Origin of the sequence: Streptomyces sp. 2A115 (assembly GCF_052245575.1) — a bacterium.
Taxonomy (GTDB): domain Bacteria; phylum Actinomycetota; class Actinomycetes; order Streptomycetales; family Streptomycetaceae; genus Streptomyces.
This window is the reverse complement of sequence record NZ_JBQQCG010000063.1, coordinates 26557-50357: the sequence shown is the minus strand read 5'-3', so window position 1 is coordinate 50357 and position 23801 is coordinate 26557. Positions and strand designations below refer to the sequence as shown.

18 protein-coding genes and 3 pseudogenes are annotated in these 23801 nt (G+C 67.6%); 13 read left to right on the top strand and 8 right to left on the bottom strand.

Going from position 1 to position 23801, the window contains the following annotated elements; translation table 11 throughout:
• The first annotated feature begins 118 nt into the window (after positions 1-118).
• Both ACTWQR_RS39015 and ACTWQR_RS39010 read left to right on the top strand, forming a co-directional pair.
• On the top strand, positions 119-1513 hold the full coding sequence (locus ACTWQR_RS39015; RefSeq protein ID WP_443231986.1) for an FAD-binding oxidoreductase: 1395 nt from the start codon (positions 119-121) through the stop codon (positions 1511-1513).
• A 1220-nt stretch (positions 1514-2733) separates the two neighbouring features.
• Positions 2734-3588 (top strand): LLM class flavin-dependent oxidoreductase, encoded by an 855-nt coding sequence (locus ACTWQR_RS39010; RefSeq protein WP_443231985.1) that lies wholly within the window; start codon positions 2734-2736, stop codon positions 3586-3588.
• 21 nt (positions 3589-3609) lie between these two features.
• Here the strand turns inward: ACTWQR_RS39010 and ACTWQR_RS39005 are convergent.
• A pseudogene (locus ACTWQR_RS39005) lies at positions 3610-4244 on the bottom strand (IS701 family transposase); the annotation flags it as partial.
• A 45-nt stretch (positions 4245-4289) separates the two neighbouring features.
• On the opposite strand from ACTWQR_RS39005, the pseudogene ACTWQR_RS39000 reads away from it, so the two are divergent.
• From ACTWQR_RS39000 to ACTWQR_RS38990, 3 genes and pseudogenes are all read left to right on the top strand, one after another.
• Positions 4290-4397: pseudogene (locus tag ACTWQR_RS39000) on the top strand (transposase); the annotation flags it as partial.
• 433 nt (positions 4398-4830) lie between these two features.
• Positions 4831-6042, top strand: coding sequence for a cytochrome P450 family protein (locus ACTWQR_RS38995; protein WP_443231984.1), 1212 nt, complete (start codon positions 4831-4833; stop codon positions 6040-6042).
• Positions 6043-6178: 136 nt separating this feature from the next.
• Positions 6179-6598 carry a hypothetical protein gene (locus tag ACTWQR_RS38990; protein WP_443231983.1) on the top strand — a complete coding sequence of 140 codons (420 nt, stop codon included), beginning with the start codon at positions 6179-6181 and terminating at the stop codon, positions 6596-6598.
• A 692-nt stretch (positions 6599-7290) separates the two neighbouring features.
• Here the strand turns inward: ACTWQR_RS38990 and ACTWQR_RS38985 are convergent.
• On the bottom strand, positions 7291-7743 hold the full coding sequence (locus ACTWQR_RS38985; protein ID WP_443232007.1) for an Lrp/AsnC family transcriptional regulator: 453 nt from the start codon (positions 7741-7743) through the stop codon (positions 7291-7293).
• A 224-nt stretch (positions 7744-7967) separates the two neighbouring features.
• Between ACTWQR_RS38985 and ACTWQR_RS38980 the strand changes: the two genes are divergently transcribed.
• Entirely contained in the window at positions 7968-8519 is a 552-nt protein-coding gene (locus ACTWQR_RS38980) for an OsmC family protein (RefSeq protein ID WP_319263106.1), read from the top strand.
• Positions 8520-8983: 464 nt separating this feature from the next.
• Here ACTWQR_RS38980 and ACTWQR_RS38975 read toward each other — a convergent pair whose 3' ends face one another.
• Positions 8984-10165: a MalY/PatB family protein gene (locus ACTWQR_RS38975; protein ID WP_443231982.1), complete on the bottom strand. Its 1182-nt coding sequence runs from the start codon at positions 10163-10165 to the stop codon at positions 8984-8986.
• 359 nt (positions 10166-10524) lie between these two features.
• The gene (locus tag ACTWQR_RS38970; RefSeq protein WP_443231981.1) at positions 10525-10905 is read right to left on the bottom strand and encodes a group II intron maturase-specific domain-containing protein; all 381 of its coding nucleotides are present in this window, start codon (positions 10903-10905) and stop codon (positions 10525-10527) included.
• Between ACTWQR_RS38970 and ACTWQR_RS38965 the strand changes: the two genes are divergently transcribed.
• Positions 10871-12313, top strand: a complete 1443-nt coding sequence (locus tag ACTWQR_RS38965; protein ID WP_443232006.1) for an APC family permease — start codon at positions 10871-10873, stop codon at positions 12311-12313. The genes ACTWQR_RS38970 and ACTWQR_RS38965 overlap by 35 nt on opposite strands.
• Before the next feature lie 47 nt (positions 12314-12360).
• Here the strand turns inward: ACTWQR_RS38965 and ACTWQR_RS38960 are convergent, their stop codons facing one another.
• Positions 12361-12915: a TetR/AcrR family transcriptional regulator gene (locus ACTWQR_RS38960; RefSeq protein WP_443231980.1), complete on the bottom strand. Its 555-nt coding sequence runs from the start codon at positions 12913-12915 to the stop codon at positions 12361-12363.
• 73 nt (positions 12916-12988) lie between these two features.
• Here ACTWQR_RS38960 and ACTWQR_RS38955 point away from each other — a divergent pair, with 73 nt between their 5' ends.
• The 3 genes from ACTWQR_RS38955 to ACTWQR_RS38945 all read left to right on the top strand — a co-directional run bounded on the left by ACTWQR_RS38955 (position 12989) and on the right by ACTWQR_RS38945 (position 16692).
• A complete protein-coding gene (locus ACTWQR_RS38955; protein WP_443231979.1) occupies positions 12989-14146 on the top strand; it encodes a serine hydrolase domain-containing protein in 1158 nt (385 codons plus the stop codon).
• A 76-nt stretch (positions 14147-14222) separates the two neighbouring features.
• Entirely contained in the window at positions 14223-16178 is a 1956-nt protein-coding gene (locus ACTWQR_RS38950; RefSeq protein ID WP_443231978.1) for a primary-amine oxidase, read from the top strand.
• Between the two features lie 4 nt (positions 16179-16182).
• Entirely contained in the window at positions 16183-16692 is a 510-nt protein-coding gene (locus ACTWQR_RS38945) for a hypothetical protein (protein ID WP_443231977.1), read from the top strand.
• A gap of 2 nt (positions 16693-16694) precedes the next feature.
• Here ACTWQR_RS38945 and ACTWQR_RS38940 read toward each other — a convergent pair whose 3' ends face one another.
• Positions 16695-17231 (bottom strand): TetR/AcrR family transcriptional regulator, encoded by a 537-nt coding sequence (locus ACTWQR_RS38940; RefSeq protein WP_443231976.1) that lies wholly within the window; start codon positions 17229-17231, stop codon positions 16695-16697.
• A gap of 113 nt (positions 17232-17344) precedes the next feature.
• On the opposite strand from ACTWQR_RS38940, the gene ACTWQR_RS38935 reads away from it, so the two are divergent.
• Entirely contained in the window at positions 17345-18202 is an 858-nt protein-coding gene (locus ACTWQR_RS38935) for an MBL fold metallo-hydrolase (protein WP_443231975.1), read from the top strand.
• 728 nt (positions 18203-18930) lie between these two features.
• Here the strand turns inward: ACTWQR_RS38935 and ACTWQR_RS38930 are convergent.
• Complete coding sequence (locus tag ACTWQR_RS38930) at positions 18931-20070, bottom strand: PucR family transcriptional regulator (protein ID WP_443231974.1); 1140 nt, start codon at positions 20068-20070, stop codon at positions 18931-18933.
• 87 nt (positions 20071-20157) lie between these two features.
• Between ACTWQR_RS38930 and ACTWQR_RS38925 the strand changes: the two genes are divergently transcribed.
• Both ACTWQR_RS38925 and ACTWQR_RS38920 read left to right on the top strand, forming a co-directional pair.
• Positions 20158-21213, top strand: a complete 1056-nt coding sequence (locus ACTWQR_RS38925; RefSeq protein WP_443231973.1) for a ferredoxin reductase — start codon at positions 20158-20160, stop codon at positions 21211-21213.
• Positions 21214-21220: 7 nt separating this feature from the next.
• A complete protein-coding gene (locus tag ACTWQR_RS38920; RefSeq protein ID WP_443231972.1) occupies positions 21221-22339 on the top strand; it encodes a fatty acid desaturase family protein in 1119 nt (372 codons plus the stop codon).
• A gap of 386 nt (positions 22340-22725) precedes the next feature.
• Here ACTWQR_RS38920 and ACTWQR_RS38915 read toward each other — a convergent pair.
• Positions 22726-23409 (bottom strand): annotated as a pseudogene (locus tag ACTWQR_RS38915) (PLP-dependent transferase).
• Between the last annotated feature and the right edge of the window lie 392 nt (positions 23410-23801).

The window sequence follows — 23801 nt, the reverse complement described above, 5'->3', positions numbered from 1 at the left end:
AACGGCTTCGGCAGCTTCCCGTTACGTCTGAACCCGCCCACGAGTATCCGGCACCCATGACCCAGGTGGCACAGATCCGCTGCCACCGGACCACATGCACAACGAAAGGAACTGCAAGATGACCGAGAACCAGGGGCGGACCGTCCCCGCAGAGGCTGATGTCACCGAGCTGGATCATCGGATCACCGGATCGGTGGTCACCCCGGATGACGCGGGCTACTCGGCAGCGGTGGCGGGGTTCAACCTGCTTTCGCAGCATCGACCGGGTCTGGTTGTCGCCGCTTCTACGACTGCCGATGTGCGGGCTGCGGTCGCTTTCGCCGCCGCGCATGATCTGCCCGTCGGGGTCATGGCCACCGGGCATCAGCCATTCCCGCTGGTGGACGGCTTCCTGCTCATCACCACCGGCGAAATGAACGCGGTCGAGATCGACGCCGACCGTTCCGTGGCCCGCGTGGGAGCCGGTGCGCGCGTATCGGACGTCGTGGAGCTCGCCCAGACGGCCGGACTGGCGCCCCTGCACGGGTCGTCCCCGACTGTGGGAGCTGTGGGCTTCACCCTCGGCGGCGGTCTGAGTCCGTTCCTGGGCCGGACCCACGGCTGGGCCGCCGATCACATCCTGTCCATTGAAGTGGTCACCCCGGACGGCGTGCTGCGTCGCGTCTCAGCGGAAACGGAACCGGAACTGTTCTGGGGCCTGCGCGGCGGACGCAGCAACTTCGGTGTCGTGACCGAGCTGGAGATCGAGCTCTTCCCGGTCACCTCCTTCTACGGCGGTGGAATGTATTACTCCGCCGAGAACGTAGAGGCCGTACTGCGGGCTTTCCCCGAAGTCGTCCGCAACGCACCCGACGGGTTCACCTGCTCGGTGGCGCTGCTGAACCTCCCGCCCACCCCGGAGGTCCCCGAGTTGCTGCGCGGTAGGCTGGTCGCGCACGTTCGGGTGGTCCACCTCGGCTCCGACGAGGAGGCCGAGAAGCTCATCGCGCCTTTCCGGGCCATAGGCCCCGCGGTTTCCGACACGGTGGGCCGCCACCCCTACAGCGAGTTCGACGCCGTGCATGCCGACCCGGCCGATCCGGTTCCGTACGACGAGCAGAGCACCGTCCTGACCGATCTGCCGGCCGAGGCCGTCGACCGGCTTGTGGAGAACGCCCGGCTGATCGTGGGCAGCCCGGTCACGGCCCTGGAGATCCGCCACCTGGGCGGCGCGCTGGCGAAGCGGCCGTCTGCGGCGAGCCCCATCGCCGCTCGGGACGCCGTGTTCAACGTGTGGGGATGCACCTTCGGACCGCCGGAGGTGGTCGACGCCGGGATCACCGTACTGCGCGAGATGGTCGAGCGCCTGGAGCCCTGGGCCACGGGACACATCTACACCAACTTCGCCGGCCGTGATGACAGGGCCGAGCAGGTGTTTACCGCCGCGGACCTCGACCGGCTGCGACGGCTGAAGCGGCAGTACGACCCTCGCAATCTTTTCCGGGTGAACAACCACAACATCACTCCGGAATAGGAACGCCACGAGCGGCGAGCTTGCCCGGCGAAGTGCCGCGGTACGAAGGGGTGGTACGCCAGTTGACTCCTCTACGCAGTGACCGTGACCAAAAGGAGGTCCGATGCCGGCGGAAGCCGGGGACGGTCCCGGACAGCCCTTTGTGGTCGAACAGATCGTCGACGCGCTGTGGGGCGACGCCCCGCCGGGCAGCGCGCTCACCTGGATCGTCACATCGGGCTGCTGCGCAGGCAGTTGCAGCCGGATCTCCCGCTGCAGGCGTCCGGGCAGTGGTTGCTGCGCGGCGCCGGTGGCTACCGCATGGAAGCCGATCCGGACTCCCTCCTGTGCTTCCGGCAGCTGGCGCAGATACCCGCCTGGCCACAGAAAGCGGCATGCCGGAGCTGGGCGTTCCGCTCTATATCGAGGCTCTGGCGCTGTGGCAGGGACACACCGCGGAGGGCATCCCACCCACGGTGCGAGCGCATCCGGCGTTCACAGAGCTGGATCGGGAACGGCACGCCGTAGTCAGGGGAATCCGGGTGATGTTGAACTGTTCGCCCGGTGACCCGTTGTGTCTGTAGGGCTCGAGCAGTATCGCTGCGGCGAGCGCGACCATGTGGGGTGACCGCGGTCATCGCCCAGCACACGTATGAGCTCCTGCCCGACTTCGACCGCGACTGGCACGCATTGCAGCTCAAGAAGTGTCGTCCCCGTACCCGCGGGGGTAGCTCCCTCACCGCCGACGTCGTCGTCTCCGCCACCGGGTCGTCCCCGCACTGCGGGGCAGCCTCGGAGCACCCCTTCCATGAGGCGGTAGTGGTCGCTGGGGCGTGGAGCCTTCTCCATGGCATGGGTATCTGTGCGGGAAGCGGACTGTCGTGTACGCCGTAGCAGACGCTCGGGTGGTACGCGGCGTTGGCGAAGAAGAAATCCCCGACGACCGGGCCGAAATTCTGTATCAGCTGCAAGAGGCGCGACGGTGGGGACGCGCAGATCGCGGAGTTGACGGCGCGGCTGGAGGTCGAGTGGGAGACGTGGTCGATCAACTCACCGCCTGACTCACGGGCTTCCCAGAGTCGGAGCTACACCTTTGAACCGTTCGCGGCGCGGGTCCGTTGCTGCCCGTGGGGGATCCGCACCATGCCTCCATCTGCCGGGATTGGTCGAAGTGGTAGTTGGATCGGGGTCTGGATACGGCACCCGCCGTATCGACGCCAACATGACAAGGAGTACAGCTTATGAAAATTGGTATCGGCATTCCCAATCAGATACGCAATGTGGGAGCGGAAGTCATCCCGGAGTGGGCGCGGCGTGCCGAAGACGCGGGGTTTGCCTCCCTGGGCAGTGTGGGCCGTGTCGCCTATCCGGGGGTGATGGACACGGTCGCGCTGGCAGCCGCGGCAGGTGCCACGAGCAGGATCGGGCTCATCAGCAACGTCCTGCTCGGCCCGGTCTGGCCTGCTCTACTGCTGGCCAAGGAGGCTCAGAGCATCGACGGTGTTTCGGGCGGCCGTCTCACCCTCGGTATCGGCCTCGGAGGGCGTCCCGACGACTTCGTGGTGGAGGGCCTGGGCCCGCGCGGCACCGGTAGGCGGCTCGATCGCGACATCGAGACGTACAAGAGCGTGTGGCGCGGCGAGACCCCCGCTGGCTGCGACAACCCGCTGGTCCCCGAGGGCAGCCGTGAGGTGCCTCTGCTCTTCGGCGGCATGGTCCAGGCGTCATACAACCGCGTGGCGCGCTCCGGCCGTGGCTATATCGGCGCGTCACTACCGGCACACATGGTCGCCGGCGCCTTCGACGGCGTACGCACGGCCTGGAAGGAAACCGGACGCGACGGCTCACCGTACCTGGTCGCCATCGCCTACTTCGCCGTCGCGGACATCGAGGGTGGCCGAGCGAACGTCTACGACTACTACTCCACCGCGGGAGCAGACACCGCTGGCTTCATTACATCTGGGGTGAGCGGAGGAGCGGATGTGATCAAGAAAACCGTCAGGGAATTCGAGGCGATCGGAGCACACGAGCTGATCCTCAACCCGACCAGCGACGACATCGACGAGATCCAGCGCGTCGCCGAGGTCGTCCTCTGACACGGTAGCTGTAGTTTCTGATCACGGCTGGTCGTGGAGCTGGTGTCGTTGCTGGTGACAGGCTCGGGCGATGGCTTGGTGACGGCGGCGCCATGCGATCCAGTGCAGGATGTGGTCGCGGTCGCGGTCGCGGTCTCGGGCAGGACGAGGGCGCGTAGCAGACGTACGAGCTCCGGGCAGGTCAGCGGGATGAGCCGGGGTGGTCCGGCCGGGCCGGGCTGTGCGGTGGTGGCCGCGAGGGTGAGCGCGAGGACCGCGGCGGCGATCAGGGAGAACAGCGACCAGCGCATCCAGGAGTTCCAGCAGGTCACCTGGCCCTGGTCGAGGCCGGTGAAGCCCTTGCCGAGCTGGAAGGTCGCCTCGATCCGCCAGCGGCGGCAGATCACTTCCACCAGCGTGCCCAGAGCGACGTCGCCGGGGGCGAAGCAGCAGAAGTAGGAGACTTCCCCGGTGTAGCGGTGCCGGCGTGCGACCAGCACGCTCGTCCCGTTGCTGTGCCCGTCGGGGGTGTCGTCGGGGCGGACGTCGAGCCATGCCCAGTCGTACTCGCGGGTGCCCTTGGTGCCGTGGCCGGTCGGCCGGCGCATCCACTGCTCCGCCCGCACCTTGTTGATCACCTTGCGGGCTTCCCGCCGGCGGCCGGTCCCGTCGGACACGTTCACGGAACTGCGGCCAGGCCCATTTTCGACGCCGGGCAACACGTCCGCCTGGTCATCGCGGATCACCACAGCGGGCTGGTCAAGGCCGTGCGTAAGGTGGTGATGGACCCCGCCTGCCAAAGGTGCCGCGTTCATTTCCTGCGAAACGTTGAACTGTTCGCCCCGGTGGCCCGTTGTGTCTGTGAGGCTCGGGCAGTGACGCCGTTGGTGAGCGAGACTTCAGGCTGAGTCGGCGCCATCTCCGCGTGACCGCGGTTCCCCGCTGTGCGGCAGATACCGGTCAGCGGGTCAGGACAGGCTGAGGGGTGTCAGATATGAACAAGGTGCGTCGATGGCCGATTCCACCGCCGGTGTGTGGAGCCCGTCCCAGCCCTCTGCAGCTCAAGAAGTGTCATCCCTGCACCCGCGTGGATAGCTCCAGCGGCACGTGACGTAATTGGGCAGGGACCGCGTCGTCCCCGCATCCGCGGCGCAGCGTCGGAGCACCCGTTTCCATGAGGCGGGTTGGGTGACACAAGGTCACTCTTCCGGTGACCAGGCGTAAGAAACTCAGGAAATTCAACACGAACCATGAAGGAGTGTCTTGTCCGATTCCATCTCCGGTGGCGCTGCGCTGATCCCGTTCACCGCAACCTCCGGCGACGAGCGACACGAGATATACGCAGAACTCGCCGCGAAAGGGCCCATCCATCCGATCACTATGCCGGACGGTCAATCGGCTTGGCTTGTGACCGGTTATGCCGAAGCGAAGGCGCTATTGTCCGATCCGCGCCTGGTCAAGTACGGCTGGCAAGCAATCTCCTATGTCACAGAACTGCCCGACGATGTGGCGCGGGGGATTTTTACGCACATGCTCAACAGCGACCCGCCGGATCACACTCGGCTGCGCAAGCTGGTGACGTCGGTATTCACCCGGCGCAGGGTTGAGAAGCTGGCCCCGAGGATCCAGCAGATGACCGACGAGCTGATCGCCGCGGTCGAAGGTCAGGAGACCGTCGACCTCGTTTCCACGCTGGCCTACCCATTGCCTCTCGGCGTCATCTGCGAACTGATCGGCATACCCGAGGAGGACAGGGGCGATTTCCGTGCATGGACGGTTCGAGCGATGTCGCCCGACATGTACAGCTTCGAAGAATTCCAGAAAGCCGCGACCTCTCTGCTCATCTACAGCCGCGACCTGATCGAGAGGAGGCGGCGCAACCCGCAGGACGACTTGCTCTCCGACCTGATCACGGCCCGTGACGACGGGGAGAAGCTCACCGAAGACGAGCTGACCTCGATGATCTACCTGCTGTTGATCGCCGGCCACGAGACAACGGTGGGTCTGATCGGTAACAGCGTGCGCGGCCTGCTCACTCACCCTGACCAGTTCACCCTGCTCCGCCAGCACCCCGAACTGCTCGAATCGGCGATCGAGGAATTCCTGCGCCATGACTCAGCAGTGCAGGCCACCCCACCGTATTGGACCACGGAACCCGTCGATGTCGGCGGAGTGAGGATCCCAGCGAACTCGATGCTGCTCATAGCTCTGATGGCGGCCAATCGAGACCTGGAGCGATTTCCTCGGGGCGCAACCCTGGACATCACCCGCGACACTCCCGCACACATCGCCTTCGGACACGGCATCCACCATTGCGTGGGAGCGCCGCTTGCCCGAACTGAGGCCCGCATCGTGCTCCGTACGCTGCTCGACCGCTTCCCCGATCTCCGCCTGGCGGAGCCTGCCGAAAACCTGACCAGGACGCCGTCGGTGATCGCAAATGGCCTGACCGCTCTCCGCGTCCATCTACGCTGACCGTTCTGTCGGCCCAGTTAAGTGGAACACCATCGCCCACCTCAACGACTACGAGGGCCGCCCCGAGGCGAGGCCGTTCACCCGCGAGGAGATCCAGCGCTTCCTCGACTACGCCGACGACCAGGGCGATCGGGCAGTGCGGGCCAAACGCAGTGGGGCCCTCGCCGCCTACCGCGACGCCACCCTCTTCAAGGTCATCTACGGGTGGGGCCTGCGCCGGACCGAGACGTCCAAGCTGGATGTGGTCGACTTCGGGCCGAACTCGAAGGCTCCGCAGTTCGGCCAGTACGGCACGCTCAACGTCCGCTACGGCAAGGCCAAGAAAGGGCAACGGCCCCGGCGCTGGGACGTGCTGTCGGTGATGGACTGGGCGGTGGAGGCGGTCGCCGACTACGTGGACAACATCCGGCCGCGGTTCGGCTGCGAGGACCACCCCGCGTTGTGGGTGACCGAGCGGGGCGGCCGGGTCATGCAGGTGCGGGTTTTGCGATTTCTCGCCCGCCGTCTCGGGTTGCGCTCGTACGCTCCGGCGCATGGTGGACCCCGAGGTGCATGAGCGGATCACCGCGCGCCGCGCGGAACGGGGGGCACCGAAGCTGCTGGGCTATTGCGGGAGCAGAAGCTCTTGGTCGGGCCGCTGCGGGAGCAGCGGCCGGCCCGGTTAATCGGTTGCGGACCTTCGGGATGGAATGTCTGATCCCGGCTATGACGATTGTGCTGGGTACGCCGACTGTCGAACCCGCGTGCGCGGGGAGCAGGGAGTAGGGACTTCCCCCGACCCCAGGCGGGTCGGGGCCATCCCCGCGTGCGCGGGGATGGCCCCGCCTTATGACGCTCTGGCGCCGTCATCCCACCCTGCTCCCCGCATAGCGTCTGGGCGCTCTGCAGTCGCCCACCTTTGATGGCCGACTCGGCGCCTGCCGCGCGGGTGAACTCGCCTTTGTCTTTGACAACCTGCGCTTCACCGGCCTGATCGGCTCCGTGCCCTCGGAGCACTCGCCGACACCATGCACATTGCCTGGACGACTTCGCCATCACCGGCGACCGCAGTTGGCCCGCCTACGACGCAGGGCTCCGTGCCACCAAGCGCTTCGGCGAAACCTTACAACTGGTCCACGACCCGCGACCTGCCCCCCGCCGCACGGGGCAACCGCCGCGCAGGTCGTCCACCGGTGTCAGCGCCAACACCACCAGGGCCGCTCGTGCCGGCATTGGGCCCAGTGCCGAGCGGGGTGGCGGGGCGTCGTCTCAGGTGGGGAGTGGGCGCGCCTCGACGATCTGTTTCATGACGATGGTGGAGGTCAGTTTCTGAACACCTGGCAGCCTGGTCAGTTGCCCTTCGTAGAGCTTCCGGTAGTCGGCGAGGTCGACGGCCACGACGTGCAGGAGGCAATCGGGATCGCCGAAAAGGCGTTGTGCCTGCAGAACGTTGGGAATTGCGGCGACGGCCTCGTCGAAGGCCACCAGCGTCGACTGATCCTCCCGCTGCAGCGTCACGAAGACCAGCGCTTCGAAGCCGAGTCCCATCGCCTCCGGATCCAGCACTGCCTTGTATCCGCGAATCACGCCTGCGCGCTCGAGCTCGCGCAGCCGCCGCTGGCAACGCGAGATGCTCAGCCGGACCTTCTCCGACAGTTCCGTGATCGTCTGGCGACCGTCCTTCTGTAGCTCCGCAAGAATTTCGCGATCCACCCGGTCAATGGGCAACTCTCTCCCCAATCCGTCTGGCTGCTAGCAAAGGTGGCAAAAATATAGCGGTCGATCCCGCCTAGCCTCGTCTTAGAGAGTTAGCGCGGTCGACTGCTTCTCCAGGGGCGAAGTGAGCGCCGCGCCGCGACACATTGCTCAGTCCTGAGGTGCGGTCCGATGGCCGCGGCCATCGCTCACCCCTGACCGCCCCACGCCAATCGGAGGAACCAGTACTGATGTCCGTAGTCAACGAGATCGACGTAAAGGCTCTGCAGGAGACCATCGACGCCGTTCGGGCCACTCCCAAGCTCGGCCAGGTCACCTTCGCTGTCGACGGTACGTGGCAGGGCGGTTTCCGGATCAAGGCGCAGACCGGCGCCCTGACGCAGGGCGGTGAGCGCGACGAGCAGCGTGTGGCGAAGTACACGATGACCAGCGACGAGCCGACCGCGCTGCTGGGCACCGACACCGCGGTCTCGCCCGCGGAGTACGTTCTGCAGGCGCTGGCAGGCTGCTACACCGTCACACTCACCGCCAACGCCGCCTCGCGCGGCATCGAGCTCAAGAGCTTCCGGCTGGAGCTCGAAGGCGACATCGACCTGCGCGGGTTCCTTGGGATCGACACCGCAATCCGTCCGGGCGTGCAGCAGCTGCGCGTTCGCGTCCACATCGAAGCCCCTGATGCCACCCGCGAGCAGCTCGAAGAGCTGATCTCCCTCGTCGAGAGCCGTTCGCCCATCCGCGACACCCTCGTTAACCCGGTCGACGTCGTCACCACGCTTGTCTGAGCACGCGACAGCCCGGACGCCCGAACTGTAAATGAGAGTCGGCGCACTACCCGCTGCCCGTATCCGCCCGAAAGCGGCATCGGACGGCGGGTCAGCCACGTGCGCCGGTGTCTTCCAGGGTGGGCATCCGCAGGAGGAGCCTGGAGACCCCGCACGGCGGTATCCGGGCTCAGGGGCGCCTGTTTCCCTCAATTGCGCATGGACTCATCGCTGAGATGCCAATGGGCTGAGAGACGCGCGGAACCGAATGCCCAGGCCCGCTTCTCGCCCCGCCTGGATGGGACCCCTCCTGGGGCGTCGGGTGCTCGTCAATGAGACCAAGAGTGGCCGAAGACGGATCGCATGGGCCGGCCTATGAGACGCGGCACGGCTCTGCGGCGGCGCACAGAACGGGCGGCTACCTACGCAGTCCTGCTGAGCCGACCGCAGAGGCTACCCATCACGTCCCTTTCGAGTCGACGAGCTCACAGTACGGAGGCCATCCTGCGGACCCCTTCGGCGAGGATTTCCGGAGAGGTGGCCAGGTTCATACGGACAAACCCCGCTCCGCCCGGCCCGAAGGCCATCCCGGAGTTGAGGGCGATCCGGCCTCGTTCCAGGAAGACGGCCGCCGGGTCGTTGCCAAGGGCCAGTTTCCGGCAGTCCAGCCAGGCCAGGTAGGTGGCCTGGCCTGGGCGGCAGCGCACGGCGGGCAGGTGGCTGGACAGTAGATCGCCGAGCAGATGACGGTTTTCGTCCAGTCCGGCCAGCAGGCTATCGAGCCAGGCACCGCCCTCCCGTAGGGCCGCGGTGTGGGCGATGACGCCGAGGTGGCTGGGGCCGTGACTGACTTCCTCGGGGAGGCGGGCCAGGTCGTCGGCGGCCTCGGGGCCAGCGATGGCGAGGGCGGCTTTGAGACCGGCCAGGTTCCATGCCTTGGAGGCGGACATCACCGACAGGCTGTTCTCCGCGCCCGGCACGCTCAGGTAAGGAACGAAGGAGGTTCCGGCAGCCACGATGGGAGCGTGGATCTCGTCCGCCACGACGCGCACGGCGTACCTGCGCGCAAGCTCGGCAACATCGGTCAGTTCAGTGGCGGTGTGTACGGTGCCGGTCGGATTGTGCGGACTGCACAGCAGATACACCGGCCGCCCGCCGCGACCGGTGGCTTTCTGGAATGCGACCTCCAGGGTGGTCAGGTCGATCCGCCCTTCCTCGGTCAGCGGCGCCTCGACAACCGGCCGGCCGTCGTTGCGGATGAACTGATAGAAGGGCGGATACACAGGGCAGTTGACCACGACGGGGTCCCCGTGACCGGAGACCAACTTGAGCATCTCGACGATGCCCAGCATCACGTCAGGGACGATCGTCGTCCGCTCAACAGCCAGGTCGTCCCAGTCCCAACGTCGCGCGGCGAAGTCCGCAAATGCCTCGGCATAGGCGGTTCCGGCCGGATACCCGGTATCTCCGCGCTCCACCGCACTGTGGATGGCTCGTGCTACGGGCTCGGCGAGCGGCACGTCCATCTCCGCCACCCACAGTGGCAATACGTCGTCCTGGTAGGTCGCCCACTTCATACTCGTGCGCTGCCGCAGCTGCTCCAGAGACAGCTGCCGCAGTGGGTTCACGCCGTGAGTTCCAGTGAGGTCCTTCAATGAGTCATCCATGAAGTGAAAATAGACCGCATGTAGCGCGCATTGTTTGCCTTTCTTGTGCTATCCGCCTTCGGAGCGGCAAAGAGTCACCCAGTGTGGATCGCGATTCAGCAAGGAAGTTGCGCCTGCCGGTTGCGACTCTTGCTCTGGGTCTCCCGCTCAACGCAGTGATCCTGCCGAGCATGGGCTGCCTCGATGCCGCCGTCCTCCAGTCGCAAGCCCAGGGTCACGTCACAAGGACGGCTCTGGTCTTGTGTCGCTGTGCGGTCGGCCCAGGGCGCGGTGACGGCGTCGCTGCCGTTCCGTTTCCCTGGACCGCCGACCCGAACCGGACACGACGCATCCGCCTCTCCACGTGTCTTGCCCGGTGGTCAGCCGTTGTCGGCTGCAGTTTCGATGGTCCACGGAGTTGGAATCTTGGCTCCGCGGTAGCGGTAGCGTTCGATCATGACGCTGGATGCGCCGAGGAACACGGTGCCGCTGTCGGCGAATCTCCATCCCTGGTCACAGAATCCCTTCAACTGGCTGCTGGGGATGGTGTGTTTGCGGCGGAGCCAGATCGCGACGCGGTGCCACGTGTGGTGGTCGACCGCGTTGAAGGTCCGCTTCGCCGCGCCGTGACGGAAGTACGTCGTCCAACCGGTCAGTGTCCGGTTCAGGCCCTCCAGGAGGGTGGCCAGACTCTGATTCTGGGTGTGTCTGTAGGTCCGTTCCGAGATCCGGCCCCTGTCCGCCGATCGTGCGGCACCCACGCTGACCGGTTCCCTCGGCACCGGTTCGATCGTCTTCATGGTGGTGGCCGCGGCCGCCCCACTCACCGTCGTCAGTGGGACGGTCCCGCTGGGCATCGCTCTGGGCGACCGGGCCGCCTTCCCCGCCACGTTCGTGATCTGCTGCGTGATCCTGCTGCTGTTCGCCGTCGGCTACGGCGCGATGACCCGCCACGTGCCGCAGGCCGGCGCTTTTTACACCTACGTGCAGCAAGGCCTGGGCCGGCCGACCGGTCAGGGCGCCGCCTACCTGGCCCTGGTCACCTACACCGCCGTACAACTGGCGGTGTACGGCTACCTGGGGGCGGTGGCCGCCGACCTGGTGCAGCACTATGGCGGACCGTCGCTTCCATGGTGGCTGTGGGCGGTGGTCGCCCTGGCGGGTGTCGGATTCCTCGGCCACCGGCACATCGACGTGAGCGGCAAGGTGCTTGGCGTCCTGCTGCTGGGCGAGGTGGGAGTCGTTCTCGCCCTGGACGCCGTGGTCGTCGTACGCGGGGGTGGCTCGTCGGGGCTTTCCACCGCGTTCCTGCAGCCCGAACAGGTCGGCTCCGGCTCGCTCGGCCTGGGCCTCGTCTTCGCCATCGCCAGCTACCTCGGATTCGAGGCCACCGCCGTCTTCCGCGACGAGGCCCGCGATCCGCACCGTACGATCCCGCGCGCCACGTACCTGTCCCTCCTGCTGATCGGTGGCTTCTACACACTGTCGAGCTGGGCGCTCGTGTCGGCCTGGGGCGACGACCAAGCCGTTCGGGCGGCAAGTACCGATCCGGGCGGCATGCTGCTGACCACGATGCAGCACCATCTCGGCTCCACGGTGGCGGACATCGCCCAAGTACTGCTGCTGACCAGCCTGTTCGCCGCTGCCCTGTCCTTCCACAACGTACTGGCCCGTTACGGCTACTCCCTGGGAACCTCGGGCCTGCTCCCTCGGCTGAGCGGCAGCCGCCATCCACGGCACGGCTCGCCACACGTGGCCTCGCTGCTGCAGTCGGCCTGCGCAGCGGTATTGGTGGCTGTCTGCGCGGTGACGGGGATGGACCCGGTCACCCAGGTCTTCGCCTGGCTCGCCGGCACCGCGACCCTGGGCATCCTGCTGCTCATGAGCCTGACCTGCCTGGCCGTCATCGTCTACTTCCGCCGCACCCGCCGGGACCCGCGCACCTGGCACACCGTGGTCGCCCCGGGCCTCGGTCTGCTGGGCCTGGCCGGCTGCCTGGTGCTCGCGGTCGCGAACTTCCCTCTGCTCATCGGTGGTTCGACCACGCTGGCGACTGCCCTGGGTGCCGTACCACTGGGGGCCTTCGCGATTGGCGTACTCCTGGCACTGTGGCGGCGGCCACGGAACCTGCAGACCGCCGTCGCACAGCCTGTCCCCGAAACCGCCTGATCGCCTTGCCCCGCGACCGATGCCGTCTACGGCGTGCACGGCGGCCCTCAGCCGTGAGAGCCCGGCGTATCACGCACTGCCGGACGCTCCAGAAGCCGGAGCGAGAATTCGAGCGCACGATCGACCCGCGGCCGGTCCCCGGACACGAGGAGGTCGAGCTGGAGGCCCCTGACCTGGGCGAGCAGGAGCGTGGCGAGTGCGGAAGCGTCCTTCGACGGCCAGCCGTCCTGCATGAGCCTTCCGACGAGAATGTCCAGCCAGTCGCCGACAAGCGACCGCGCCGAGCCACGGTCGCCTTCCGGCTTCCAGCCGTTGTACCCGACCATCTCGAACAGGAGCAGGAATTGACGCTGCTCCCGGGGCTCGCACAGCCGCGGCCACAGGGCCCTCACCAGTTCGGCTGCCGAATTGGCCGCGCGCAGCTCCTCGTCGCCGGTCAGCCGGCCGGCGAGGTCGGTGCGGATCTTGTCCACGACGCTCATGATCAGCTCCTCCTTCGAGGAGAAGTGCCGCAGCAGCGTCGCGTGGGTGACTCCGAGTGCCTGGGCCACCGGGCGCAGGGACAGGTCGCTGACGCCGTGGGCCAGGACGTACTCAGTCACCGCCGCCAGTAGCTCCGGTCTCCGGTGCTGGAAGCGGAGTGTTCTCCCGTCGACCCGTTCCGTACTCATCGCCATGACCGATCAGAAGCGCCAGACCCTGGCCGATCTCAACCTCTTCACCGGGGCGCCGCAGCACGAGAACTTCTCCCGGGTGAAGGACCTGCTCGACACCCGCGAGATGGCTTCTTCGTCCAAGCCGCACGCTTGGCCGCAGGGTGATCCGATCGGCCTGCCGGAGACCTACGAGTTCGACGGCACCGTGCGATCGGCCGAGGAGTTCATGGCCGACACCGACACGGCGGCATTGCTCGTCCTCATCGATGGCGTCACCCGGTACGAGCGCTACGCCCTGACCGGCGGACCGGACGTCCAGTGGCTGTCGATGTCGGTGGCCAAGAGCTTCCTCTCGGCGCTCGTCGGGATCGCGGTCGTTGAAAGACACATCGGGAGCATCGACGAGCCGATCAGCTCCTACGTGCCGGTGCAACCCGGTTCCGCGTACGACGGCGTATCCATCGAGAACGTGCTGCGGATGTCCTCGGGCGCCCGCTGGAACGAGGACTACAACGACCCGACCTCGGACGTCTTCATGCTGACCATGGCCGCGCTGGGCATCGGCGGAACGCTCGACGATTTTGTCGCCACCATGGTCCGCGAGAGCGAGCCAGGCACCATCTGTCGCTACAACTCGGGTGACACGCAGGTGCTGGGGGCTCTCGTGGCACGGGCCACCGGACGTTCGGTCGCGGACTACATGCGGGAGAAGCTGGGCGAGCCCCTCGGTATGGCCGAGCCCGGCTACTGGATCGTGGACCCCGCGGGCACGGAGCTGTCCTTCGCCGGCCTCAACCTGACCGCCCGCGACTTCGCGAGGCTCGGCGAGCTCTACCGCAACGGTGGCGTGTGGCAGGGCCGGCAGATCGTCCCGGCGGAGTGGGTGCGCGACTCCGTGACCGTCGCCGCCCCTCATCTGGAGCCCGGTCGGCCCCTGGTCGGCGGGCACCACTTCGGCCCGGGCTATGGCTACCAGTGGTGGATCCCGGCCGGGGACCGCGGCGAGTTCAGCGCGATCGGTGTCTACAACCAGTTTGTCTACGTCGACCTGGCCAGCAACACGACCATCGTGAAGCTGTCCGCCAACCGCAGATACGGGACGTCCAGCGAGGAGTCCACCAACCGCGAGATGGAAACCATCGCCTTCCTGCAGGCGATCGCCCAGCACGACCACTGAACCAGCGGCGACGCAGCCGCTCGGGCCGACGACAAACGACGGGTCCGTATCAACGAACTTTCACGAAGGAAGCGCCATGACCCACGCCACCGCCTCGAGTGAGCGGACGGGCACGTCCCCCTCGGCCACCCACCCCCTGTCACTCCTCGCAGCCGAGGAAATCGACGCCGCGCGGCTGGCCGCCCAGCAGGCCGGACTGACGACGGACACCACCCGGTTCGTGTACGTCGGGTTGGAGGAGGCGCCCAAGCACGAGGTCCTCGCCCACCGCGACGGCGACGCCGTACGACGCCGGGTGAACATGATCCTCATCGACCGCGAGACTTCGGTCGCCACCGTCGCCGTAGCCGACGTCACCAGCGGCGAGGGTGGCGAGATCGTCGAGTCGAGGACGGTGGACGCGGCGGGCGAGGGGCAAGCCCCCATCCTCGACGAGGAGTTCGACGACATTGAGGCCATCCTGCTACGCAGCGAGGAGTGGCTGAGCGCCCTTGGCAAGCGGGGCATAGACCCGGAGAAGGTGCGTGCCGTCCCGCTCTCGGCCGGGAACTTCGGCCACGGGGACGAGACGGGTCGACGGGTCTGCCGCGTGCTGGCGTTCCTCCAGCTCGACGAGGCCGACCTGCCGTGGGCCCACCCCATCGACGGCGTGTGCGCCTATGTGGACCTGACGGCCGGCGAGGTCTTCGAGGTGGTCGACAGCGCCGAACTGGCGGTGCCGATGGAGCGCGGCGAGTGGGACGCGAGGCCGCATGCGTCGCCGATGCGGACCGACCTCAAGGCCCTGGAGATCATCCAGCCCGACGGCCCGAGCTTCACCGTGGACGGCAACTTGATCAGCTGGGCGGACTGGTCGTTCCGCTTCACCTTCGATGTCCGTGAAGGACTCGTGCTGCACCAGCTCGGCTTCCGCGACGGCGGTGAGGTGCGACCCGTCGTCTATCGGGCGTCCATCCCCGAGATGGTCGTCCCGTACGGTGACCCTTCCCCCGCCCGCTACTGGATCAACTACTTCGACCAGGGCGAGTACATGTTCGGCCGCTACACCAACTCCCTGGTGCTGGGCTGCGACTGTCTCGGAGAGATCACGTACTTCGACGCCACGATCAGCGACGAGAAGGGCCGCCCCCGCCTCGTCAAGAACGCGATCTGTCTGCACGAGGAGGACTACGGCGTGCTGTGGAAGCACACCGACCTCTTCAACGGCATGACCGAGACCCGCCGTTCACGGCGCCTGGTCATCTCCTTCTTCCTCACCATCGGCAACTACGACTACGGCTTCTACTGGTACCTCTACCTCGACGGCACCATCGAACTGCAGGCCAAAGCGACCGGCATCGTCTTCACCTCCGCCTACACCGGCCCGGACGGCTTCGCCACCCAGATGGCTCCCGGTCTGGGCGCGCCCTTCCACCAGCACCTGTTCTGTGCCCGCCTCGACCTGGCGGTCGACGGCCACCGCAACGCCGTCGACGAACTCGACGCCGCGGCCGTCCCGGTCAGCGACACCAACCCCCACGGCAACGCCTTCCGGCAGGTCCGGACCCGGCTCACCTCGGAACTCGACGCCCGCCGCACGGCGGACAATCTTCGCTCGCGTACGTGGCTGGTCAGCAACCCCGACAAGCAGAACCGCCTCGGCGAGGACGTGGCCTACGCCCTCCACCCGGAGGGACAGCCGACACTGCTGGCCGACCCGTCCAGCGTGATCGCCAAGCGCGGCGCCTTCGCCACTCGTCACCTGTGGGCTACGCAGTACGACCCCGCTCAGAAGTGGCCCGCCGGCGAGATCGTCAACCAGAGCCCCGGCGGCGGGGGCCTGGAGGCGTTCGTCGCCGGCGACCGTCCGCTGGACGGCGAGGACGTGGTCCTGTGGCACACCTTCGGCCTCACCCACTTCCCACGCCCGGAAGACTGGCCGGTCATGCCCGTCGACTACACCGGATTCAAGCTCAAGCCCGTCGGCTTCTTCGACCGCAACCCCGCACTCGACGCACCGCGCGGCACGACGTCGCACTGCCACGGATCGTGACGCCATGACCGCATCCACAGGACACGGGACCCTCCGCCGGGTGGCCGCGAGCCTGGCCGTGATCTCCGCCGTTGCCCACGCGGCCATGCTGCACCAGCACGTCCACCGGTTCGCCGTCGTCCTGCTGGTGCTGTCACTGACCTGCCTCGGCTGCGCGGTCATGCTGTGGCGGTCGTCAGGACCAGGCGAATGGACGGCCATGGCGATGCTCAACGTCATGATGCTGGTGACCCATGTCTTGCGGCCGACTGTCCAGCCCGCGGTGGATCACACGAACCGTCTCCAGAACCACCACCAGAGCGGCAGCCTCACGCTGATGCACGCGGCTCTCGCCCTGGCCGTCGTGGAGACGCTCCTTGCCGTAGCCGGGCTCTTCGGTGCTCTCCTCGGGGAGCAGCGGGACATCACCGGGAAGAACGCGGCGTCCCCAGGAGCGAGTGGTAGCGCCCCGCTCCCTCGCGGCCGCAGGGTGGTGGCCGACGGCGGTACGCAGAGCGCGAAGTTTCGAGCTTGAGCTCAGCCGAGCTGTGCGGCGACGAGGGCGAGTGGTTCGCTGCTTCGTCGTGCGCGGGCCAGGATGACGGCTCCTTCAGCGGCGATCACCAGCAGGGTGGCGCGTTGCGCGGCCTCGGCGGGCGCTACTCCGACCTGTTCGAGCCGGGCGGCCAGCGCCTCGCCCGTGGCGTTGAAGGCGGCCTCGGCCCGGTCGAGGATCGCGGGGTCGTGTCCGCCGGTCGTGACCCCGGCCATCGTGCAGCCGGCGCGGAAGTCTGTGCCTTCGACCACTTGGCGCCAGATGTCGATGTAGCCGGAGACCACGTCCTGCGGGGTCCGCGCGTGGATCGCGTCGATCTGGTCCTGCATCCACTGCAGGGAGTGGTCGACGGCGAGTTCGATCAGCTCGGCGCGGCCGCGGGGGAAGTGATGGTAGACGGAGCCGCGCGGAGCCCCGGTACGTGCGAGCACCTCGCGGGTCGACATGCCCTCAAGTCCCCGCTCGGCGATCAGCACCCATGCCGCCTTGATCATTGCTTCACGCACGCCCTCTGACATGCAGGCCATTCTTTCTCATCGTGTACGGGCTCTGGACCGGCACCTGACTATGCTATGTTACATAGCATAGTCGGGATGGTCGAAACCTCCCCACACATCCGGAGGTATTCACCATGAGCTCAGACGCCCTCACCGTTGACGTGTACGTCGCGCCGATGCGTCCGTTCGCAGGTGCCCCCGCGCAGGGGCCGGGGGACGACCCGATGTGGTCGCCCATGAGCAGCACTCTGATCGCCGGCGCCGAGGAAGCCGTCCTCGTCGACACGCTCGTCACCCTCGACCAGGTCGACGCGCTCGCCGAGTGGGTGCGCGGCTTCAAAAAGCGCGTCACCGGCGTCTACATCACCCACGGCCACCAGGACCACTGGATCGGCCTTGCCCGCATCCAGGAGCACTTCCCCCAGGCCCGCGGCATCGCCACTCCCGAGGTGGTCGAACGCGCCCGGTTCGAGGCCACCAACCCGCAGCTGTCCGCCTACTGGAAGGCCATTTTCCCTGGCGAACTGCCGCAGACCGCGGTACTGCCACAGCCTCTGGACGGTGACCAGTTCGAGCTGGAAGGCCAGGTGCTGCGGGCGGTCTCCGTGGGCCAGGGCGACACCGAGTTCTCCACTGTCCTGCACGTGCCGTCCACCGCCGCGGTGGTCGGGGGCGACGTCGTCTACAACGGCGTGCACATGATGACCGGGGAGACCGACGAGAAGAGCCGCGAGGCGTGGATCGCCAGCCTGGATGCCGTCGCCGCCCTGAACCCGAAGATCGTGGTCGCGGGACACAAGAGCGTCGGTGCACCCGACCTGCCCGAGAGCATCGGCGCAAGCCAGCATTACCTGCGCGACTTCAGCCGCATCGTCAACGAGCAAGGCAGCGTCGAGGATGTCGTCAACGCCATGCTCAAGCTCCACGGCGACCGCGACAACCCCCGCGCCCTGTGGCACTCCGCCCGCACCGCCGTCGCCAAGCGAGGCTGAGCCGACTTCGCTGGCGGGGAACGGTCACGGGGGAACGCCAACTGCGCAGCCCGTGGCGACGGCCGCCAGCGTGACGCCTGGCGCCACGGCAGATTCAGCACGGTGGCATGGCAATCGCGTGTATCGCGAAGGACAGCCTGCGGCCAGCCACAGCAAAGCCATGTTTCAGGCTGTCTCACTCCACGATCGCTATCCAAGGAGCAGACCCTATGCCCATGGGAGGTGATGACCGGCCGGATCAGCGCCCAGGCTTCATCCGACAGGTCGCTCGGGTACGGCTCGCGTCCGTCCACGCCCATCAGGGCACCGCTCATCCGGCCTACCGTGAAGCCGTCGAACCGGACAGCCCGTCCTCAAGCCCTACGACTCCGCCGAGCACTCGCAGAACACCCCCTCAGAACACGCGAACAGAGCCACGACGTCTACAAGTCACCGACACCCCCGCCGCACTCGAGCGGCGGGGGTGTCGCATATTGGACTGACCTGGCCGTCACCCCGTACTTGTCACATGGCGCCGGGGTTCGCGCTGCGGCCGAAGACCCGTGCTTCACAGGTCTTGGAGCTTGTCGACGCGGACGGGACCGCCGGTGGTGACGGACTGGATGGTGGCGATCACAGCTGGCTCATGCCGCTCTTCCCCGGGCCGCATGAGCCAGCTGATGGCACCGAGAACGAGGCACGATTCCTGCACCGCTCGCGGACGCGGTCGTGGACGGTCGAAGTACGCGTCAGCTGACCCGAAGACCGACCGCCAGCGTCAGTTCAAGGACCCGGTGTGGCGATGCGAGATCCGGAAACAGCTCCCGCAGCTGCGACATCCGGTAGCGCACTGTCTGAGGATGGACGAACAGCGCCGCCGCCACCTCGTCCCGCCTGCCCTGGTGCAGCAGCCACGCCCGCAACGTCTCCTCCAGCCGCCGTGCGGTCGCGGCAGGCAAGGCCTGCAACGGTGCGAGGGCTCGGGCACGCAGGTCTGCGAACGCGTCCGCGTCGGCGCTCAGCACCAGCTCGGGCAGGTGGTCCTCGGTGTCGCGAATAGCAGAGGAGAGGGAGCGCGCGCGTACGGCTCGTGCGTACGAGGCGGACGCTCGGGTCCATGGCCGGGCCGGGCCGACCACGGCGGTGCGGTCGGTCAGCTGCCGCAAGAGATGTGATCGGTCGGCGTCGGGGACGAGCAGCACACCGGTGGCATCCGGCAGATCGTCGAGGACGAGGGTGCTCGGGTCGAGCGCGCGGTAGGCAGGCCGGGCCTGGGCGGCGGGTAGCAGGACCGCGGTCAGCGAAACCGGAGGCTGCCACCCGGCCCGTTGAACAGCGGCCAGCAGCACGTCCGGGCTCGCGCCGGCGAGGAGGTCGCGGGCCAGGTGTTCCAGGTGGCGCTCCTGGTCCCGGCCCCGGGCGGCCAGTTCGTCGGCGTGGCCCGCGGCGCTCGCGGCGGAGAGCTCGTCGATGTAGGCGAAGGTCAGCTCGGCGAACTTGGCGACCTCGGCGGCGGGCAGACCTGCGGGTACGGCACCCGCGGCCAGGCATCGCCAGGCCACGCGGGCGCCGACGCGGTAGGCGCTGAGCAGGGCGTCCATCGAACGGCCGTCGCGCACCTCGCCGCGGCCCAGCTCGTAGGCTGCGTCACCGGCGTCGCCGCCCGTGGCGTTCCCGCTCGCGAGGTCCAGGTAGTGCCCCAGGGCGGTGCGGACGGCTCGGCGGATGGTGCCGCCCATGCGGCCCGAAAGGGCGTTGGCGTAGGGAGGGACCTCGTCGATGATCGCCTGGACGACCTCGTCGGCGGTGCTCTTCAGCGCGGCCCGAAGTGCGGTGACCGTCGTCTCATCCAGGGCCAGCTCGCTGGCCCTCCGGATTGCATGGCTCACGTTTCTATTCCCTGCGAACAATTCAGCCAGCCAGATTTACGTCCTGCGGTCAGGACTTTACGCCTTGAGGCGCAGCAAGCTGGAGTCATGACGAGTACAGCCCTCCGCAGCAGGGCGTGGAAACTGCTGGAGATGGTCACGACGCCGCTCCTGCCGTCGGACTACCTCGACCTGGTCAGCCCGCTGCGTGCGGGCGCTGACCTGCGTGGGCGCATCGAGGCCGTGCACCCCGAGACGCCTGACGCCGCGACTGTCGTGATCAGGCCGGGACGGGGCTGGCGCGGCCACACAGCCGGTCAGTACGTGCGGATCGGGCTCGACGTCGACGGGGTGCGCCTGTGGCGTGCCTACTCCATCACCTCGCCGACACACCGCCAGGACGGCCGCGTCACGATCACCGTGAAGGCGATCCCGGACGGCAAGGTCAGCAACCACCTGGTCCGCAGGGCGAAACCGGGCACGCTGATCCAGCTCGACCAGGCGACCGGTGACTTCGTGCTGCCGCAGGCCAAGCCCGCCAAGGTGCTCTACCTGACGGCCGGCAGCGGCATCACGCCCGTGATGGGCATGCTGCGCGACACCGAGTTCGACGACGTCGTCATGGTCCACTGCGCGCCACGGCCGCAAGACGTGATCTTCCGCAACGAACTGCACGACCTGGCCGCGGACAAGAAGCTGCGGCTCACCGAGGTGCACACCGACACAGACGGCATGCTCGACATCGCCCGTCTCGACGAACTCGTGCCCGACTGGGCCGAGCGCGAGACCTGGGCCTGCGGGCCCGCGGGCCTGCTCGACGCCGCCGAGGAGCACTGGAGCGAGCACGGCGTCCAAGAGCGCCTGCACACCGAACGCTTCCGCCCCAGCATCGTCGTCGCCGGCGACGGCGGCGAGGTCACGTTCAGCACCACCGGCAAGACCGTCGGCGCGGACGGCGCCACGCCGTTGCTGGACATCGGCGAGGAGGCCGGCGTGCTCATGCCCTCCGGGTGCCGCATGGGCATCTGCTTCGGCTGCGTCACACCGCTCAAGGCGGGCGCCGTCCGCGACCTGCGCACCGGCGAGATCACCGAGGCCGAGCCGGGCGTCCTCATCCAGACCTGCGTGTCCGCCGCGGCGGGCCCCTGCGACATCGAACGGTAGGAGCACCTTGACCGCCATCGACCCCACCGCCCACCTGACCACGGAGCAGATCGAGGAGCTGGGCCGCGAGCTGGACGCGATCCGCGACGAGGTGATCGCCGCACGCGGCGAGAAGGACGCCGCCTACATCCGTAAGGTCATCTCGGCGCAGCGCAAGCTCGAGCTGGTCAGCAGGGGCGTGCTGCTGTTCTCGATCTTCCCGCCCGCGTGGCTGCTCGGCACCGCCGGGCTGTCCGTGGCAAAGATCATGGACAACATGGAGATCGGCCACAACATCCTGCACGGCCAGTGGGACTGGATGCGGGACCCGAAGATCCACTCCACCACCTGGGAGTGGGATCACGTCTCGCCGTCCGAGCAGTGGAAGCACTCGCACAACGAGCTGCACCACACGTACACCAACGTCATCGGCAAGGACAACGACCTCGGCTACGGCATCATGCGCGTCGACGAGGACCAGAGGTGGCACCCGTTCCACCTCGGCCAGCCGCTGTGGAACTTCATCAACGCCTGCTTCTTCGAGTACGGCATCGCAGCGTACGACCTGGAGCTCGGCAAGAACCTGCACAAGCGCCGCCGCAAGAACCCGGAGTTCCGCGCGCGGGCCAAAGCCGTCGGCCGCAAGATCCGCAAGCAGGTGCTCAAGGACTACGTGATCCACCCGCTGCTGTCGGGCCCGTCGTTCCTGCCCACGCTCGCCGCCACGTTCACCGCGAACCTGGTCCGCAACATCTGGACCCACTCGGTGATCATGTGCGGGCACTTCCCCGAGGGCGTACAGGTCTTCGAACGCCAGTCGATCAAGGGCGAGACGCGCGGCCAGTGGTACCTGCGCCAGATGCTGGGCTCGGCGAACATCAGCGGCAGCAAGGCCATGCACTTCATGAGCGGCAACCTGTCGCACCAGATCGAGCACCACCTGTTCCCGGACCTGCCGAGCAACCGGTACGCCGAGGTCGCGGTGAAGGTGCGCGCACTGTTCGAGAAGTACGAGCTGGAGTACGTCACCGGCCCGCTGCCCAAGCAGGTGTTCTCCGCGTGGCACAAGGTCTTCCGGCTCGCGCTGCCGAACAAGAAGCCCACGGTCAAAACGCCGGACCGCGAGCAGGAGCTCGTCGCCGCCTGATTCCCGGTATCGGTTCAGATCTTCGGCCGTACCGGCGGCACCGCCGGGTTCGGTGAGATCCGTTGCGGACGGTGGGCGACCGCGCCGTCAGACCGTACGACACGGGATCCGGGGCAGCCAGTGTCCGGCTGCACTGCTACCTGGACGTGCGCCAGGAGCCCAGCACGGCGGGGCAGGAGCCTGGCGGCTTCGTTCCCGGAGATCGAATCCGGGAGAAGCCAGCTGCCGGACGCGACGGCACTGAGGAACTGGTCGTGGGGGAGAACGACCGGCTCGCCTTCGAACGGCTGCAAGCAGCGCCAGCACCGCGGGCCCGCCGCCGCGGTCCAGGCGGCCGTGCAGTGGCCGGCCACTTCGTCTTCCCTGTCAAGTTCAGCGTGTCGAAGTCACAGGTGCTCCGGTCTCGTACTGGTGGGATCTCGTTCTTCAACTGTCGCTACAGGTAGTTCCCAGGGAACCCAGTCTGATGTGGCCGGGCTGGTGGAGCCGAGCGTGTCCTGCGCGAGGGGGGACCGATGGTGACGCCCGCGGCGAGACGCGCGCCGCTGAGGACCTGCGCATCTGCGTGTCGACGATCCTTTCTGCTCGCCGGTGGCAAGTCCCGGGTAGTGGACGCGGGCGACGCGCGGGTGCGTATGAAGGAAGGCGGCGACTGCCGCGGCCGTGTCGTTCTGCGCCCGGACGCGAACGGGAAGGCCGCGGAGGGAGCGGGCGAGGAGGAACGTCGTCTCAGGGGCGATGATCTCGCCGAGGTTCTTGCGCCACCCCGCTTCCGGGGCGAGGCGTTCGGCGGGCCCGATCAGGACGCCGGCGGTCAGGTCGGAGTGCCCGCCGAGGTACTTGGTCGCCGAGTGCACGACCAGGTCCGCGCCGTGCCTGAGCGGGTTCTGATTGACCGGGGTGGCAAAGGTGTTGTCCACCACCGTCTACGCCCCCACCGTGCGGGCCTGCTCGGCGCTGGCTGCGATGTCGAAGACCGTCACAGTGGGATTGGCCGGGGTCTCGAAGAACACGATCCGCGTACGGCTGGTCAGCACCTGGGGCAGCGTTGCCGACCGCCTGGGCGGCATCGCAGTGGAACACCGCATTGTGCTCGTGGGCGAGGATGGCGAGTTCGGTCGGCGACCGGCTGGAGGGCGCCGGTCTCGTTGTTCGCCGCCATCACCTCCCACCACGGCACCCCGGGGCTTGTCGCTGACGTCCTCGTCGGGTCCCGTTAACGTCGCGGCTCCCGAAGCGGGGTGTTGGGTGACTGGACGAAGGTGCGGTACTGGCTGGGCGGCATCCCCACCGCTATGCGGAAGGCGCGGCTGAAATCGGGGAGGCGGGGGAAGCCCCGTCGGGCGGCAATGGCCTGGATGGTCAGGTGATGCAGTTGGGGCCCGTCAGATCGCGGCTGCATCTGTCAATGCGTCGGCGTCTGATGTAGGTGCTCGCTGAGGTGTCGTGCTGCTGGAAGATC

What these genes read in the sequence shown, in the direction of transcription:
- ACTWQR_RS39015 (WP_443231986.1), top strand. Translation starts at nt 119, where the DNA reads ATGACCGAGAACCAGGGGCGGACCGTCCCCGCAGAGGCTGATGTCACC.
- ACTWQR_RS39010 (WP_443231985.1), top strand. Translation starts at nt 2,734, where the DNA reads ATGAAAATTGGTATCGGCATTCCCAATCAGATACGCAATGTGGGAGCG.
- ACTWQR_RS38980 (WP_319263106.1), top strand. Translation starts at nt 7,968, where the DNA reads ATGTCCGTAGTCAACGAGATCGACGTAAAGGCTCTGCAGGAGACCATC.
- ACTWQR_RS38975 (WP_443231982.1), bottom strand. Translation starts at nt 10,165, where the DNA reads ATGGATGACTCATTGAAGGACCTCACTGGAACTCACGGCGTGAACCCA.
- ACTWQR_RS38955 (WP_443231979.1), top strand. Translation starts at nt 12,989, where the DNA reads ATGACCGATCAGAAGCGCCAGACCCTGGCCGATCTCAACCTCTTCACC.
- ACTWQR_RS38950 (WP_443231978.1), top strand. Translation starts at nt 14,223, where the DNA reads ATGACCCACGCCACCGCCTCGAGTGAGCGGACGGGCACGTCCCCCTCG.
- ACTWQR_RS38945 (WP_443231977.1), top strand. Translation starts at nt 16,183, where the DNA reads ATGACCGCATCCACAGGACACGGGACCCTCCGCCGGGTGGCCGCGAGC.
- ACTWQR_RS38940 (WP_443231976.1), bottom strand. Translation starts at nt 17,231, where the DNA reads ATGTCAGAGGGCGTGCGTGAAGCAATGATCAAGGCGGCATGGGTGCTG.
- ACTWQR_RS38935 (WP_443231975.1), top strand. Translation starts at nt 17,345, where the DNA reads ATGAGCTCAGACGCCCTCACCGTTGACGTGTACGTCGCGCCGATGCGT.
- ACTWQR_RS38925 (WP_443231973.1), top strand. Translation starts at nt 20,158, where the DNA reads ATGACGAGTACAGCCCTCCGCAGCAGGGCGTGGAAACTGCTGGAGATG.